Here is a 16,656-nt window from a genome sequence, read left to right as displayed (position 1 = left end):
GTTAATGTACTGAATCTCATTTTTCAATTCTGTACCCCCATGAAAGCATTTCGTTGCGACCTACTTCACTGAGGATTTTTCTAATTAATGAACTCATTTTCTTTGCCATAATCTTTAAACCTTTAAAATTACTAATACCTGAAAACTAAAAAACTTAAATCTTCTCTTTGGGGAGTATGCCAAGTGTTGAGTATCCCCAAACATGTACATCGGCATTGCCGATCTTTCTAAACAATCTTTCTAACTTTTTCATTTTGTTATCCTCCTAATTACATGTTTTATAACACAAAAATACGACCATTGTTTATAGATTGAGCCGAAAAAGGAAAGAAATTTATGTTTTATAGCATATTAATTGATTTGCATCAATTAATTTATTTGTTATAAGGCAGAATTATAATTTCAATGGCAGCAAATATGACAAAAAGGCACGGAAGATAATCTTCCATGCCTTTTTACTATATGATACCTATATATAAATAGGAAAAGAATCCTTATTTCGTCGGAGTCTGTGCTAATGTAGCCACCAGGAAGTCATAGAACTTCTGTACGGTAGGAATCAAAGCTCTTTCATCCGGTGAGTGCGGCGAACGCAATGTCGGACCAAATGAAATCATATCCAACCCCGGAATGATAGCACCGATAATACCACATTCCAAACCTGCATGAATTACTTTCACTGCGGGTTCTACTCCAAACTGCTGTTTATAAGATTCCTTCATCGCATGCAAAATAGGCGATTCAACGTTTGGCTGCCATCCAGAATAGCCGCCAGTCATTTCTACCTTCATGCCTGCCATAGAGAAGCAAGACTCAAGACTGGTAGTCAGATACTCTTTCATACTATCGCTGGAGCTACGGGCCAGAATCTTAATCTCAGCCTTACCACCGCCAATCGTAATGATAGCCAGATTAGAAGATGTTTCCACGGTATCAGGAACGGTCGGAATCATACGAGTCACACCATTCTGACAAGCAAAGATGGCATCAATCAGATTATCCTGAATTTCTTCGGGCACTTCACCGGCAGGCAGTTCCACACGTTCTGCCGTAAAGCTGATCGGAGTTTCGATTGCAGAGAACTCTTCATTGAACAAGTCTTCGCAATATTTCACCAAGCCCAGCAGTTCCTCTTCGTTTTCAGCAGGAATGGCAAGTACCGCACATGCTTCACGAGGAATCGCATTGCGCATATTACCACCGTCCCAGCTTACCAGGCGGGCTTCATAGCTGGCAACCGCTTCACGTACGAAACGTACCAACAGCTTATTGGCATTGGCGCGCCCTTCATTGATTTCCAATCCAGAGTGTCCACCACGCAAACCTTTCAGACTTACTTTAACAGCGACGTCGCCTTCTTCGGGAGCTACTTCCTTATATTCCAGCGTAGCAGTCACATCCATACCGCCGGCACAACCGATATACAGTTCGCCTTCGTCCTCAGAGTCAAGATTCAGCAGGATTTCTCCGTTTACCGTACCCGGTTTCAAGCCGAATGCACCGTACATTCCGGTTTCTTCATCTTTAGTGATCAATGCTTCCAGCGGACCGTGTTTCAGATCATTCGCTTCCAGTACAGCCATGATAGCAGCTACACCCAGTCCGTTATCAGCACCCAGCGTAGTACCTTTGGCTTTTACCCAGTCACCGTCTATATAAGTTTCGATAGGATCTTTTTCAAAATCATGAACCGTATCATTATTCTTCTGAGGAACCATATCCATATGTGCCTGAAGAATTACACCTTTCCGGTTTTCCATGCCCGGAGTTGCCGGTTTACGGATAATCACATTACCCACTTCGTCTACGAAAGATTCCAGTCCCAAGCCTTTTCCGAAGTTAATCAGAAATTCAGTCACTTTCTCCATGTGTCCGGACGGACGGGGAATCTGAGTCAACGAATAAAAATGCTTCCACACATTCTGTGGAGCTAAAGAAAGAATAGTACTCATAACAAATCTATTTTTATTAAGTGATTACTTTCGCTGTCTATTGGTAAACGGCAAAGCCGCCAAACCATATACACCCAACAAAACTACCAAAAAAGTTTGAATACCATGCACAATTAGAGCAAATATTCCGGCATCCGTCACATTTACTCCGTAAAGCATCATCATCTCCATGATAGCAAAATGCCACGGTCCTGCCCCGTTGGGAGTCGGTACAATAACAGCAAACGTACCGCCGACAAACATTACCAGTGCCGCAAGAATGCCCAAATGAGCAGTGAATGCAAAACAATAGAACGTAAAATAGAAATGAAAAAAATAACAAGCCCAGATGGCCAATGTATAAAATATGAACAAAGGAATATTGCGTACTCCTTTCAAAGACATGATTCCTTCCCAAATATTCAACACAAAGCCTTTCACCCGTTCATAGAAAAATAGCGTTTTCCTTAAATAATAAAGAAGCACCACCACCCCGATAAAACAAAACAAGACGATATAAAACCATACCGAAGTCAAAAGATAAGCAAAAGAAGGTATCTTGGTCCCCGTATTTTCAAGGAAAGTGACAAACACCGGCATTTGCAGCAATACAGTAATGCCGGTAATCAGAAAAATGGTCAATGTATCTACCAGTCGCTCCGTCACCACTGTCCCCAGCGATTTGGCAAACGAGACATTATCATACTTCGCCAACACCCCGCAACGACTCACCTCCCCTATCCGGGGAACGACCAAGCTGGCGGCATAAGAAATAAAGATGGCATTCACACAGTCGCTTCTTCTGGGGAAAGCATCCAGCGGCTCCAGCGTCTGCCGCCACCGCCACCCGCGAAATACCTGAGCAAGCACCCCGAACAAGAGCGAAAAAAGCATCCACCACCAGTTCGTACCATGCCGTAATACCTCGCCGACCCTGCTGAAATCAAAGTCGCGATAAACCCAGTATAGAATAAAGCCGCCTAAAACGATCGGTAATATCAGCTTCAGCGTCTTTTTTAGTAGTTTCTTCATCCTTAATTCTTCATTCTTCATTTAAAAGAATTACCTTTGTCGGCTGCAAAAGTAATTATTTAGTTGGTAAATGAAATTAGTAAAGCCTAAAAAGTTTCTCGGACAGCACTTTCTGAAAGATCTGAAAGTAGCGCAGGATATTGCCGATACAGTCGACACCTTCCCCGAACTGCCTGTATTGGAGGTAGGACCGGGTATGGGAGTATTGACCCAGTTTCTGGTAAAAAAAGACCGGTTGGTAAAAGTCGTTGAAGTAGACTACGAATCGGTTGCCTATCTCCGTGAAGCCTATCCGTCACTGGAGGATCACATTATCGAAGACGATTTTCTGAAAATGAACCTTCACCGGTTGTTCGACGGAAAGCCTTTCGTACTGACCGGTAATTACCCGTACAACATCTCCAGCCAGATATTTTTCAAGATGCTGGAAAACAAGGACATCATCCCTTGCTGTACCGGAATGATACAGAAAGAAGTAGCCGAACGTATCGCTGCCGGACCGGGCAGCAAAACCTACGGCATCCTGAGCGTACTGATACAGGCATGGTATAAAGTAGAATATCTCTTTACCGTCAGCGAACATGTTTTCAACCCGCCCCCAAAAGTGAAAAGCGCCGTCATCCGCATGACCCGCAATGATACCAAGGAACTGGGATGCGACGAAAAACTGTTCAAACAAGTGGTGAAGACCACCTTCAACCAACGGCGCAAAACATTACGCAACTCTATCAAGCCGATTTTAGGCAAAGACTGTCCGCTGACGGAGGATGCATTATTTAACAAGCGCCCGGAACAACTGTCGGTGGAAGAATTCATCAGTCTGACCAACCAGGTGGAAGAAGCGCTGAAAACAGCCACCGCATCCGGTAACTGACCGATAGTGAGCGAAAACCGTAATTTGTAAAACGTTTAATCGTAAACAAAAAGATGAACGAGGAATACATTGACAACGTAAAACACCTTATCGAGCAAAAAGATGCCGATAAGGTTAAAGAACTTCTTGTCGACCTTCATCCCGCCGACATCGCTGAATTGTGTGATGACCTGAACCCGGAAGAAGCCCGGTTTGTCTACCGCCTGCTCAACAATGAAACCGCGGCCGACGTACTCGTCGAAATGGATGAGGACGTTCGTAAAGAGTTCCTCGAAATGATCCCTTCGGAAACAATCGCCAAGCGCTTTGTGGACTACATGGACACGGATGATGCCGTAGACCTGATGCGTGATCTCGACGAAGACAAGCAGGAAGAAATTCTTTCGCACATCGAAGACATCGAACAGGCAGGAGACATCGTGGACCTCTTGAAATATGACGAAAACACCGCCGGTGGTCTGATGGGCACCGAAATGGTAGTCGTGAACGAGAACTGGAGTATGCCCGAATGTCTGAAGGAAATGCGTCAGCAAGCCGAAGAACTGGACGAAATATATTATGTATATGTCATTGACGACGATGAACGCCTGAGGGGAATCTTCCCGCTCAAGAAGATGATCACCTCCCCTTCTGTCTCCAAAGTGAAACACGTGATGCAGAAAGACCCGATCTCCGTACACGTAGACACTTCCATCGACGAAGTGGCGCAAACCATCGAAAAGTATGACCTTGTTGCCATCCCCGTGGTGGATAGCATCGGCCGACTGATAGGACAGATCACCGTCGACGACGTCATGGACGAAGTTCGTGAACAGTCGGAACGTGATTACCAGTTGGCATCCGGTCTTTCGCAGGACGTAGAAACCGATGACAACGTACTAAGACAGACCACAGCCCGACTGCCGTGGCTACTGATCGGCATGATCGGTGGAATCGGCAACTCCATGATATTGGGAAATTTCGACGCAACCTTTGCCGCACACCCCGAAATGGCATTATACATTCCGCTGATTGGCGGTACGGGAGGAAACGTCGGTACACAGTCTTCCGCTATCATCGTACAAGGGCTTGCCAACAGTTCGCTGGACGCCAAAAACACTTTCAAGCAAGTGACCAAGGAAGCGGTAGTAGCCTTAATCAATGCTACCATCATCTCCCTGCTGGTATATACCTACAACTTTATCCGGTTCGGTGCGACGGCTACGGTTACTTATTCCGTATCCATCAGCCTGTTTGCCGTTGTGATGTTCGCCTCCATCTTCGGCACACTGGTCCCGATGACACTGGAGAAACTAAAAATAGATCCCGCCATCGCAACAGGTCCGTTTATAGCCATCACAAATGACATAATCGGTATGATGCTGTACATGGGAATTACTGTTTTATTATCATAAAAATGCGATAATCAAAAAAAAATAAGCAAAAGAGTATGAAGTAATCGTTTTATTTCATTATTTTGTGACCCAAAACTAATATACAATGATGGACGCTCATGACACTAATCTTCCCTTGAACCAAGGGGAGTTAGAAGAAGAAAAGAAAACAGTTGAGGTTTCTGAAGCCATTACAGAGACTCCGACTGAAGAAGGTACCGAAAAAGTTACTGAAGAAGTTACTGCCGAAGTTCAGACTGAAGCAGCACCTAAACCTGCCACAAAGGAAGACGTACTGAACCGATTGAAAGAGCTTGCGCAAGACTCGGAAAACGCAAACAAGCAGGAAATTGACAATCTAAAACAATCATTCTACAAGTTACACAACGCCGAGTTAGAAGCTGCTAAAAAGCAATTTATCGACAACGGAGGCGTTGCCGAAGACTTCACTCCGAAGGATGATCCGACAGAAGAGGAATTCAAACGCCTCATGGGATCGATCAAAGAGAAAAGAAGTCAACTTGTAGCCGAACAGGAACGTCAGAAAGAAGAAAATCTGCAAGTCAAGCTTTCCATTATCGAAGAACTTAAAGAACTGGTAGAATCGGGTGATGATGCCAATAAATCTTATACGGAGTTCAAAAAGCTGCAACAACAATGGAACGAAACCAAACTGGTTCCGCAGGGCAAGGTGAATGAACTTTGGAAGAATTACCAACTGTACGTAGAGAAATTCTATGATCTGCTGAAACTGAACAACGAATTTCGTGAATACGACTTCAAAAAGAATCTGGAGATCAAGACTCATCTTTGCGAAGCAGCCGAAAAGCTTGCTGACGAAGAAGATGTAGTTTCCGCTTTCCACCAACTTCAGAAGCTGCATCAGGAATTTCGTGATACGGGTCCGGTAGCTAAAGAACTGCGTGACGAAATCTGGAACCGTTTCAAGGCTGCTTCTACGGCTGTAAACCGCCGTCACCAGCAACATTTCGAAGCGCTGAAAGAATCGGAACAGCACAATCTGGATCAAAAAACTGTCATTTGCGAAATTGTAGAAGCAATTGAATATGATGAACTGAAAACATTCTCGGCTTGGGAGAACAAGACGCAGGAAGTGATTGCTCTGCAAAACAAATGGAAGACAATCGGATTCGCTCCCCAAAAGATGAATGTGAAGATCTTCGAACGCTTCCGTCATGCCTGCGATGACTTCTTCAAAAAGAAAGGAGAATTCTTCAAGGCTCTGAAAGAAGGAATGAACGAGAATCTGGAAAAGAAGAAAGCACTTTGCGAAAAGGCAGAAGCACTTAAGGACAGCACCGACTGGAAAGCAACTGCTGATGCGCTGACCAAATTGCAGAAAGAGTGGAAAACAATCGGTCCGGTAGCCAAGAAATACTCGGATGCCGTATGGAAACGTTTCATCACTGCCTGTGACTATTTCTTCGACCAGAAAAACAAGGCTACTTCTTCACAACGTTCTGTAGAAATAGAGAACATGGAGAAGAAGAAAGCGTTGATTGAAAAATTAGCTTCAATCGATGAAAACATGGATACTGACGAAGCCAGCACTTTGGTACGCGAACTGATGAAGGAGTGGAATACCATCGGTCATGTTCCGTTCAAGGAGAAAGACAAATTGTATAAGCAATATCATGGCTTGATCGATCAACTGTTCGACCGTTTCAACATCAGTGCATCCAACAAGAAATTAAGCAATTTCCGTTCAAACATCAGCAATATCCAAGGAGGAGGCTCTCAGTCTTTATATAGAGAACGGGAAAAACTGGTACGTATTTATGAGAATATGAAGAATGAACTTCAGACTTATGAAAATAACCTGGGATTCCTTACTTCTTCTTCCAAGAAAGGTAGCAGCCTGCTGACTGAACTGAATCGAAAAGTGGATAAACTGAAAGCTGACCTTGAACTGGTATTACAGAAAATCAAGGTTATCGATGAATCATTGAAAGCGGAAGAATAAATATTCCCGAAACAAAGGATAAATCCTCTAATATAAAAGCCAACTAACCCATTATGGATTTAGTTGGCTTTTTTATTGAAGCTTTCATTATATTCTCACTGCACTGAGAAAAAATACTCATGCCTTTGAGAAAATTTTCTCATTGCATTGAGAATTTTTTCTCAGTGTGGTGAGAATTTTTTCTCAAAGGCATGAGAACTCTTTGAGAATATAACAACCTCTATCACGCTGTGTACTATCCAAATAGCAATTAAATATTTTCTCCCTTACACCCGTAATTAAACGACTGCCAAAATGCTTTATATTTAAGAAGTGAGTTTTTCGCCCGGTCTGACCGAAACAATCAACCAATTAAAAAGGAATAGAGGAATAATTAAACTAAGTTCTTGTAGAACTTAGCACAAAAAACAGTCTGTTAATCCATTTGTATCTAAACTAACGCATCTAACTAAGCAATAGATTTACCATCTTTTTTGCTAAAAATCAACGATTCGTGCGCAAATATACTAATTAGTTTGAAAAAGTCATACTATTTTTCAAGAATATTTCATATTTAAATGACAAATAAGTTTTTCATTTATTCTCATTTAATCAATCAACGGGTAGAAACAGAGTGAGTATTTCACTATTACACGTTTACATCCCCCAATATTCCCCATTGATTATCAACAACATGCATTCTATTCCATCTTATCATCTACTATATTATAGTTCTACAAGAACTAAGATATAGAACTTATTATTTTTTTGACTTTAAATCAGCATAGTTCAGCACACAAATAAAAGTTTTAACTTCTAATTTTAATGCCTATGAGAAAGAAATAAGTATTCCAAATCCAAGAGTACCCACAAGTACTTCAACTTGTTTTTACCCTTTTTACCTTTAATAAAACTAATATTAATTTATGAAAAAATGCTTTGAACTAACACCATGCTTGCTGGCATTCTTATGCATTACCAGCTGCATAGAAGATGTTGATAACGAACGTTCTAAGGGAATGTTCTCAGCATCACAAAGTGGATTCTCCACCATTGAAGTTTACGATTTAGGCCCTCTCAACAAGATTGATCTATCCATTGCCAAGGCAGGATTAGAGGATACCGGAGGAACGGTGACTTTTTCAGTAGAACAATCCCTGTTGGATTCTCTGAATAATGCGGACGGCACTTCCTATCAATTACTACCTCCCGAATGCTATACGATTGAAAATGCAACCTATTCCGTCTCTCCTGGCGGAGACAGGCGCGTAACAGGAGGCAGTCTGGTGTATGATCCTCACAAAATCTACAACCTGTGCGGCTTTGATGAACTTAAATACGTTCTTCCATTACGGGTATCCTCTACAGGGACTCCTATGAACTCCGACCGAACGGCAACGCTTTACGGATTTATCGTTAAAGAAGCCATCGTCAGACTTGCATCTACCGGAGGAGACTTCGTAGTAGAAGGAGGAACGACTACTTCACCTATGAATCTCGACACAGAGATAAGCTTTGAGAACGAATGGGATCTGACGACCTCGTTTGCAACCAAAGGAGCGGACTATGTGGACAACTACAATTCGGCAAATTCGACCTATTACATACCTTTACCTTCCGACTTCTACACTCTTCCCGATGTCACTATCGCCAAGGGAAAGACAACGGGAGGCTCTGCTATTAGCCTGCTGGGTGAAACACTCCCCCCCGGAAATTATCTTCTTCCGGTTTCACTCGGCGGACTTAGCGGACAAGGAGACGCCAGCATCAACATAGACAAGGAAACGGTAGCCAACTATTTCGTAATCAAACAAGGCGGCCCTATTAACCGTGACCACTGGACAGTGACTGCCAACACGGAAGAAAAGACAGGCGAAGTTTCAGCCGCTTACCCCCACAACGGTCAGACAATATCTTTGATTGACGGAGAGATAAACACTTTCTGGCATAGTAAATGGCAGGGAGGAGAAGTAGCTCCACCATACGAAATAATACTCGACATGGGCAAAGAGAACAGTGTCAGCCAATTAGGACTCATCGCCAGACAAAATGCACTTACTTCTATGAACCTTGAGATTTATGCAGGAGATGACGGTGAAACATGGAACCTGATTGGAAAATACTTCTTTGACGGTAGCATAAAAACAGAGCAAATGGTCCCCGTAAAAGCATGTGATGCACGCTGGATACGTATTTACATCCCCACTCTGGGCAGTGGTTCATCTGTAGGACACCTGGCAGAAATATATGTATACGGCACGGACAAGTAACCTTAATTATTTTCTAATTCTTACTTAAAAGAAACATTTATGAATAAGATATTAAAAGTAATGTGTTTCATTCTGTTTGCCTTATTTGCAGGAATAAACACTATTTATGCACAAGGACAAAGTCCGACAGGACTCGTAGTCGATGAAAACGGGCAGCCGATGATCGGAGTGCAGATAAAAATCGAAGGAACCACAGTCGGTGCCATCACTGACGTAGATGGTAATTTCACCATCAAAGCCCAAAAAGGCAATATACTTCTTTTCTCTTATGTGGGTTACGAACAGCAAAAAATCACTTATAAAGGAGAAAAGGTATTAGCAATCAAAATGCTTCCGAGCACAGAGATGCTGGAGGACGTGGTTGTTATCGGCTATGGAAAACAAAAGAAGAACAGCGTAGTGAGTTCCATCAACGCCATCGGTCCCAAAGAGTTGTCCGTTTCTTCCAGCCGTAATATGACCAATAATCTGGCAGGGCAAGTACCGGGCTTGATCGCAGTGCAACGTTCCGGTGAACCGGGATATGACAATGCCGACTTCTGGATTCGGGGACAAAGTTCTTTCAAAGGCGGTACCAATCCGCTTGTATTAGTCGACGGTGTCCCCCGGCAAATGCAGGATATTGAAGCGGATGAAATTGAATCATTTACCTTACTGAAAGATGCTGCCGCCACAGCTGTTTACGGAGCCGAAGGCGCAAACGGAGTTATCTTGATTACTTCCAAACGAGGAAATTCACAGAAACCTAAAATCTCTTTCCGAGCCGAAGGAACTATTCTCGAACCAACACGTCTGCCGACTTTCATGAACTCAGTAGAAACGTTGAATCTATACAACGAAGCATTGAACAACGAAGGGACCGCCAGCATACGCACAGACGAAGAGATAGCCAAATACGGTCCCGGAGCCGACCGTGATTTATATCCGGACACTGACTGGTTGGGTACAATGCTAAGAAACCACACCTATAATATGCGGTATACCCTGAACGTAAGAGGAGGAACTGAACGTGCCCGTTACTTCGTATCCGGCGCCTTCTATCAGGAAAATGGTATATTCAAGGATTTCGGCAATGACTATGATAACAATATCGGATTGAAGCGCTACAATCTGCGCAGCAACATTGACTTTGACGCAACTAAAACCACAACAGTAAAAGTAGACCTCAGCGGACAATACCTGCAAACCAATTATCCGGGAACAGGAACCAGCACTATTTTTACTACCATGTGCCGTACTCCGTCTTATATCATGCCGGCAGTTTATTCCGACGGAACTGTGGCCGGACATCCCCGTCCGTCAGGCAATCGTTCCAACCCGTACAACCTGCTTGTTAACTCAGGATACGCCAAAGAATGGAGAACTTCCATCCAATCAAAAGTGGAAGTAGACCAAAAACTGGACTTCCTGACTAAGGGCTTGACATGGAAAGGCCTCATCAGCTTTGACGCAGACATGTCATATATCGCCAAACGCACCAAAACACCGACACAATATCTGGCCACAGGACGCGACGAAAATGGCAAACTGTTATATAAGACTGTAGTAGAAGGCAGCGATGTGTTATCAGAAAACCTGAGTAACAGTTCAAACAAAAAGATTTACTTTGAAACAGCCTTTAATTACAACCGTACATTTGCAGAGAAACACGATGTAGGTGCTATGTTCCTATACATGCAAAAAGAAACACAGTATCACAATAACGCTTTACCTTATAGAAAGCAAGGTTTGGTAGGCCGTGTAACTTATGGATATGACGGACGCTATTTCTTAGAAGGTAACTTCGGCTACACCGGTTCGGAAACCTTTGCAAAAGGCTATCGCTTCGGTTTCTTCCCCGCCATGGGTTTGGCATGGTATATCAGCAATGAACATTATTATCCGGAAGCCTTGAAAAAGGTAGTAAGTAAATTGAAACTAAGATTCTCCATCGGGCGTACCGGTAACGACGATACCGGAGGCAACCGCTTCTTATATCGTGGAACCATGAAACAAGATAATAGTGGCTATAATATCGGATTCAGCAACAGCGGCGCATTGGGCGGAGTAGGCAATGGAATTACCGAAGCCCAGTTTGAATCACCGTTTCTTTCCTGGGAAATCGAAGACAAACGCAACTTCGGTATCGACTTGGGGTTATTCGACAACCGCATTGACCTGCAAGTGGACTACTTCAACAACAAACGTAAGGACATCCTATTGCAACGTAATACTGTTTCCAATGTGACAGGCTTCCAGCAAATGCCATGGCAAAACTTCGGTATCGTGAAAAACCAGGGTGTGGATGCAAGTCTGAATCTCAATTATAAAGTCGGTGAAGTAAACCTGAGCGCACGCGGCAACTTTACATTTGCACGCAACGAAATCCTCGAATATGATCAGGTGCCACAAGTCTATCCGTGGCTCGAAAAGAAAGGAACTCGCCTCAACTCATGGAAACTATACATTGCTGACGGACTTTATACCGCCGACGACTTCAACATAACAGGTGAAGGTCTGAACCGCCAGTATGAACTGAAACCGGGAGTTGTATCCGGCTTGTCAAGCGGAGTACGTCCGGGAGATATCAAATACAAAGACCTGAACGGAGACGGTAAGATCGACAGCAACGACCAAATGGAAGATGTAGGAAATCCTTCCGTTCCGGAAATAGTTTATGGCTTCGGCCTCAATGCCGAATGGAAAGGAGCCTATGTCGGTATCTTCTTCCAAGGATCAGGAAATACATCGACCGTATTAGGAGCCAGCTCGAACGGAGCATTTTTCCCGTTCCAATGGGGAGTCGAAGAATCCGCTGTACGATCAGAAGTAGCCAACAGATGGACCGAACAGAACCCAAGCCAAAATGTAATGTTCCCGCGCATGCACTCTACCAATTATGATAACAATACAGCTGCCAGCACCTGGTGGCTGCGCAATGCCAGCTTCCTGCGACTGAAAAATATTGAAGTCGGTTACAACTTCAAGGAGAAAACACTGAAAAAAATCGGTATACAAGCTTTGCGTGTTTATCTGCAAGGAAACAATCTTTGTGTATGGGATGATATCAAAATGTGGGACCCGGAACTTGGAAACACCAACGGCGGCTTCTCATATCCACTGAGCCGGACTTTCACATTCGGTCTTGACTTTACTTTCTAATAATACATATAATACATTATATATATGAAGACATTGAAAAAACTATCAATCATAGTGGCCGTAGGACTAAGCACGATATTCTTTTCGGGTTGCAGCGATTATCTGGATGTATCGGACGACCTGGCGGCAGAATTAAGCATGGAAGAAGTATTCAATAATACCGGTTATGCCCGTCGCTTCCACCGATATATATATTCCGGAATTCCGGATGTATCAAACATTATTATAACCAGTTCTTATGCAGCCTTGACGGGATTGGATAATCCCTGGCCGGCAGTTTCCGACGAGTTAAAAAGTGCACAAAATAATGTCAAGACAATTCCGACAGTAGGTTACCATGCCGGATCGGCGGATTTATCGCGCTGGAGTCTTTACAAACAAATCCGTCAGGCAAACGAATTTCTGGCATACTCGCATACGATCCCACAGCAAGGCGACGTTACGGATTACATTGACGAAGACGAATTGGCAAGATTGAAAAACGAAGCTCGTTTCCTACGTGCTTACTATCACTACTTGTTATTTGAATTGTATGGTCCTATCCCCATTATGACAGAAATATCGGAACCGTCCGCAAGTGATCTGGACTATTACCGGAACTCTGTCGACGAAGTAGTGCAATTCATCGATTCCGAACTCAATGAATGCTACAATGAGCTGCCTGAAAAGGAAGTGAACGATGACGGGACTCCAAACGAGAACCGAAGCGCAGCACCTACCAAAGGGGCAGCATTGGCTATTCTGGCAAAACTCCACGTGTATGCCGCAAGCCCCTTACTTAACGGAGGATATTCGGAAGCAATCGCATTGAGGGATAATCAGGACAAACAACTGTTTCCTGCGAAAGATGACAAAAAATGGCAAACTGCCTTAAACGCGTTGCAGCGCTTCATTGATTATGCAAAAACTCACTATCACCTTTATAAAGAAAAAGATAAAGACGGAGAGTTGAATGCAGAAGAATCTCTATACCAACTCTTTCAGGTAAGTTTGAACAACCCGGAAGCTATCTGGCAAACCAGCAAGAATTCATGGGGCGATGTAGGTGGAGAAGGAAGAGAACGCAGATGCACTCCACGTGCGATATATAGCGGATTCGGTTGTGTAGGTGTATTGCAGGAAGCCATTGACGATTTCTACATGAATGACGGCAAGAGTATTCACGAGTCAGGACTTTATTCAGAAGAAGGCATTGGCGAAGACGGCATTCCTAATATGTATAAGAATCGCGAACCACGTTTTTATCAGGCCATAACTTACTCCGGCAAGACATGGCAAAAAACAACGAAACAGATTTATTTCTATAAAGGCAGCGGAGACGATAACTCCAAAGCGGATATGAGCTACTCCGGCTATCTGCTTTACAAGGGAATGAACCGTGATCTTTTAAACCAAGGAAGCAATGCCAAATCAAAATACAGAGCAGGAATGTTATTCCGTCTCGCCGACTTCTATTTATTATATGCCGAAGCGTTGAACCATGTAAATCCTTCGGATGAACGTATCATTGCACATATCGACAGTGTCCGCTACCGGGCAGGTATCCCTTTACTAAAGGACATCAAGCCTGAAATAAAAGGCAACCAAGCCTTACAGGAAGAAGCCATCCGCAAAGAACGCCGGATCGAACTATTCGCCGAAGGACAACGCTATTTCGACGTCCGTCGCTGGATGTGTGCCGATGAAGAAGGATATAAGCAAGGCGGACCGGTACATGGTATGAATATGAATGCCGATAACCTGGAGGACTTTATGGAGCGTACCGCATTTGAAACCCGTATTTTTGAAAGACGCATGTACCTCTATCCTATCCCGTTAAACGAGATTCAGAAGTCGAGCAAACTTGTTCAGAATCCGGGTTGGTAGCAGCCAAATGTCATAACACAGACACAATAGGTATCCCATCATAGATGCAGAAAAACATCACCTAAACGGTGCTGATGTAAAAAGAGTTTTCCATTCATTTTGGAAGACTCTTTTTTTTGAGCCTTACCAACTTGAAAGTATACCACAAAAAGCAAAAACCCCGCTAAAATTGCAGTTTTAGCGGGTTTTTGTCATTAAAAAGCTGGTGGTTTGTTGGGCTACCTGCCCTCAAACTTTAGTTTCTTTATAATCTCATTTTCAATGAAATAACAGCTTTCATTTTTAGTAGTGTCACCGAATTAGACACCTACTTTGGCAAAAACCCTCTTTTAATATCCAATTGAGGATTCAAGTTTTCTCCTACAAAGGTATTGTTTTTAATCGGATAAACCTAATTAAAGTGACAAAAAGAGACAAATCTCGCATTTAATTTATTAACTTTGTCGGACTAAAAAATTAAAAAATGCAAAAGAATTATAGTCGGGGCGAAGCGTATGTGAGAGGATATTTCCATCATATAAAGGGGCATTTGACAGCGGGAGCTATTATTGCTATAGTTATGTTTGTACTCCATCTGTTGAGTGGTTGTGAGCCGATGCTTCCTGATGAAAGCAATCGCGAAACGGTGGCCTCACCATTAGATAGTACAAAGAATGATTTAGATATTAATGAATGGGAAACTGATACGACCACTTATCAGTCACACGCAAAGCCTGTATAAAACAATCTTAATTAACTAAAACTGTCAACTTATAAGTTGACAGTTTCGATTCTTTTTCGTATCTTTGTGGAAACAAAACAGGAAAAATATGACATTTGACGATATTACAGGAAGCAAAAAACTGTGGTCTGTACGCCTGGATGGGGAGGAAGATAATGAGTTTCTCAAATTGTTCTACGATTGGAGTGATGTGATGTGGCTGCGGTCGTTTTTCAAAGAAAATATAAACGATTTGAGTGCCTATTTTAAAATTACTGATATCAATCAGGCGATTAAGGATACGATTGAAGACAGCAAGAGATTGAGATGCGTCATTATGGACATATCTCCGGAGGCAGATTTGAGCAGATTGTTTCGACCGCTGGATAATAACCAGGCATCGGATTTTATGCTTCAGAAAGAAAAGGCCCGATTGAAACGTACCATCGGGCATTCGTCCTGGCTGCGTCTTTATGCTATCAAATTGACTTCTGGCGTATACATCATTACGGGGGGAGCTATCAAACTGACCGCCACCATGCAGGAAAGAGAGCATACAAGAAAGGAACTTGTGAAAATGGATAAGGTCAGACGATATTTGCTGGAAGAGAACATTATTGATGATGACGGGTTTATTGATTATATGAGTGAATTGTAATTATAGGAGGTAGATATATGAATGAGAACATGAGAAAGATTGTGGAGAGGCTTGAAAAGCATGCATCTCCAACACCGTCGAAATGGCGTGAAGTGTTTGAGTACATGGATGCTAATGAAACTTGGTTGCGGTATTCCCAACATATAGCGATGCTGATGCTCGATAGAATGGAGGAACTGGAAATGAATCAGAAGCAACTGGCTGAGAAGATGAATTGTAGCCGGCAGTATATTTCGAAGGTATTGAAAGGACGGGAAAACCTTTCGCTTGAAACGTTGGCCAAGATTGAAAATGCACTCGGAATCTCGATCATTAAAGAAGAACCTCTTGCTGTTTAAATTGCACAGGTGGTTTAGTATCTGCTATCGGATTTCTCCGGATCCAGTTCCTGAGCTGAATCAAAGTGATAGCAAAAGTTGTGTCCAGGAAAAAGCCGGCCGCCGTGATCTGCTATCAGCTAACAGGTGATATCGGGATGATCAGGTGCAGATCCTGCCAGGTGTGTGATAGCAATCCCGGCAGATCGGACACAGGAGTACGGAAGTGATCAGGCGAACATCAGTTCGTCTGAATACCCACCGCAGCGCAACCGCATCAGGGCGCAGCCTTACAGGACTGCACCCCATGCGCTCGCCCTGCTCCTCCAGTGTTACTACCGGGATTCTCCTTCACTGCCAGCGTTTATCGGTCGGACAGTATTTCCGTGCACCGTGCCGCTTCCCTTGCTTTCCCCGTAGTCATCCGATTGGCGCAAAGAAAGCCGCCCTTTGGCGGTGATACAAAGGAAGTACAGCTGGGGACGTTTCCCGGAAGTTACTTCCGTCTGGTGCATTCGGCTCCGGCTCCCG

The 16,656-nt window shown here is 43.4% G+C and carries 12 protein-coding genes; 9 read left to right on the top strand and 3 right to left on the bottom strand.

The annotated features are described in order from the left end of the window. Positions 1 to 494: 494 nt before the first annotated feature. Both DW640_RS12605 and DW640_RS12600 read right to left on the bottom strand, forming a co-directional pair. Positions 495 to 1,952 carry an aminoacyl-histidine dipeptidase gene (locus tag DW640_RS12605; protein ID WP_016269498.1) on the bottom strand — a complete coding sequence of 486 codons (1,458 nt, stop codon included), beginning with the start codon at positions 1,950 to 1,952 and terminating at the stop codon, positions 495 to 497. A 24-nt stretch (positions 1,953 to 1,976) separates the two neighbouring features. Continuing rightward, positions 1,977 to 2,963 carry a lysylphosphatidylglycerol synthase transmembrane domain-containing protein gene (locus DW640_RS12600; RefSeq protein ID WP_008760929.1) on the bottom strand — a complete coding sequence of 329 codons (987 nt, stop codon included), beginning with the start codon at positions 2,961 to 2,963 and terminating at the stop codon, positions 1,977 to 1,979. A 70-nt stretch (positions 2,964 to 3,033) separates the two neighbouring features. On the opposite strand from DW640_RS12600, the gene rsmA reads away from it, so the two are divergent. The 9 genes from rsmA (at position 3,034) to DW640_RS12555 (ending at position 16,146) form a co-directional block, all read left to right on the top strand. Next, entirely contained in the window at positions 3,034 to 3,837 is an 804-nt protein-coding gene (gene rsmA, locus DW640_RS12595; RefSeq protein ID WP_008760928.1) for a 16S rRNA (adenine(1518)-N(6)/adenine(1519)-N(6))-dimethyltransferase RsmA, read from the top strand. Positions 3,838 to 3,890: 53 nt separating this feature from the next. Further along, positions 3,891 to 5,231, top strand: coding sequence for a magnesium transporter (gene mgtE, locus DW640_RS12590; protein ID WP_008760927.1), 1,341 nt, complete (start codon positions 3,891 to 3,893; stop codon positions 5,229 to 5,231). Positions 5,232 to 5,316: 85 nt separating this feature from the next. Beyond that, entirely contained in the window at positions 5,317 to 7,194 is a 1,878-nt protein-coding gene (locus tag DW640_RS12585) for a DUF349 domain-containing protein (protein ID WP_072066369.1), read from the top strand. Positions 7,195 to 8,099: 905 nt separating this feature from the next. After that, positions 8,100 to 9,443 (top strand): BT_3987 domain-containing protein, encoded by a 1,344-nt coding sequence (locus DW640_RS12580; RefSeq protein WP_016269495.1) that lies wholly within the window; start codon positions 8,100 to 8,102, stop codon positions 9,441 to 9,443. Positions 9,444 to 9,482: 39 nt separating this feature from the next. Beyond that, on the top strand, positions 9,483 to 12,584 hold the full coding sequence (locus DW640_RS12575; RefSeq protein WP_008764281.1) for a TonB-dependent receptor: 3,102 nt from the start codon (positions 9,483 to 9,485) through the stop codon (positions 12,582 to 12,584). A 24-nt stretch (positions 12,585 to 12,608) separates the two neighbouring features. Beyond that, complete coding sequence (locus tag DW640_RS12570; RefSeq protein WP_008764280.1) at positions 12,609 to 14,450, top strand: RagB/SusD family nutrient uptake outer membrane protein; 1,842 nt, start codon at positions 12,609 to 12,611, stop codon at positions 14,448 to 14,450. Between the two features lie 463 nt (positions 14,451 to 14,913). Further along, positions 14,914 to 15,171, top strand: coding sequence for a hypothetical protein (locus DW640_RS12565; RefSeq protein WP_117578300.1), 258 nt, complete (start codon positions 14,914 to 14,916; stop codon positions 15,169 to 15,171). Between the two features lie 88 nt (positions 15,172 to 15,259). After that, positions 15,260 to 15,808: a hypothetical protein gene (locus tag DW640_RS12560; protein ID WP_011109081.1), complete on the top strand. Its 549-nt coding sequence runs from the start codon at positions 15,260 to 15,262 to the stop codon at positions 15,806 to 15,808. A 29-nt stretch (positions 15,809 to 15,837) separates the two neighbouring features. Further along, positions 15,838 to 16,146 carry a helix-turn-helix domain-containing protein gene (locus DW640_RS12555; protein ID WP_032840585.1) on the top strand — a complete coding sequence of 103 codons (309 nt, stop codon included), beginning with the start codon at positions 15,838 to 15,840 and terminating at the stop codon, positions 16,144 to 16,146. 314 nt (positions 16,147 to 16,460) lie between these two features. Here the strand turns inward: DW640_RS12555 and DW640_RS23750 are convergent. After that, positions 16,461 to 16,656 (bottom strand): hypothetical protein (locus DW640_RS23750; protein ID WP_199610365.1); only part of this gene is annotated, 196 nt, incomplete at its 5' end.

It is taken from the genome of Bacteroides sp. AM23-12 (assembly GCF_003434395.1).
In the GTDB taxonomy this organism is placed as follows: domain Bacteria; phylum Bacteroidota; class Bacteroidia; order Bacteroidales; family Bacteroidaceae; genus Bacteroides; species Bacteroides thetaiotaomicron.
This window is presented reverse-complemented; position numbering and strand designations above follow the sequence as displayed.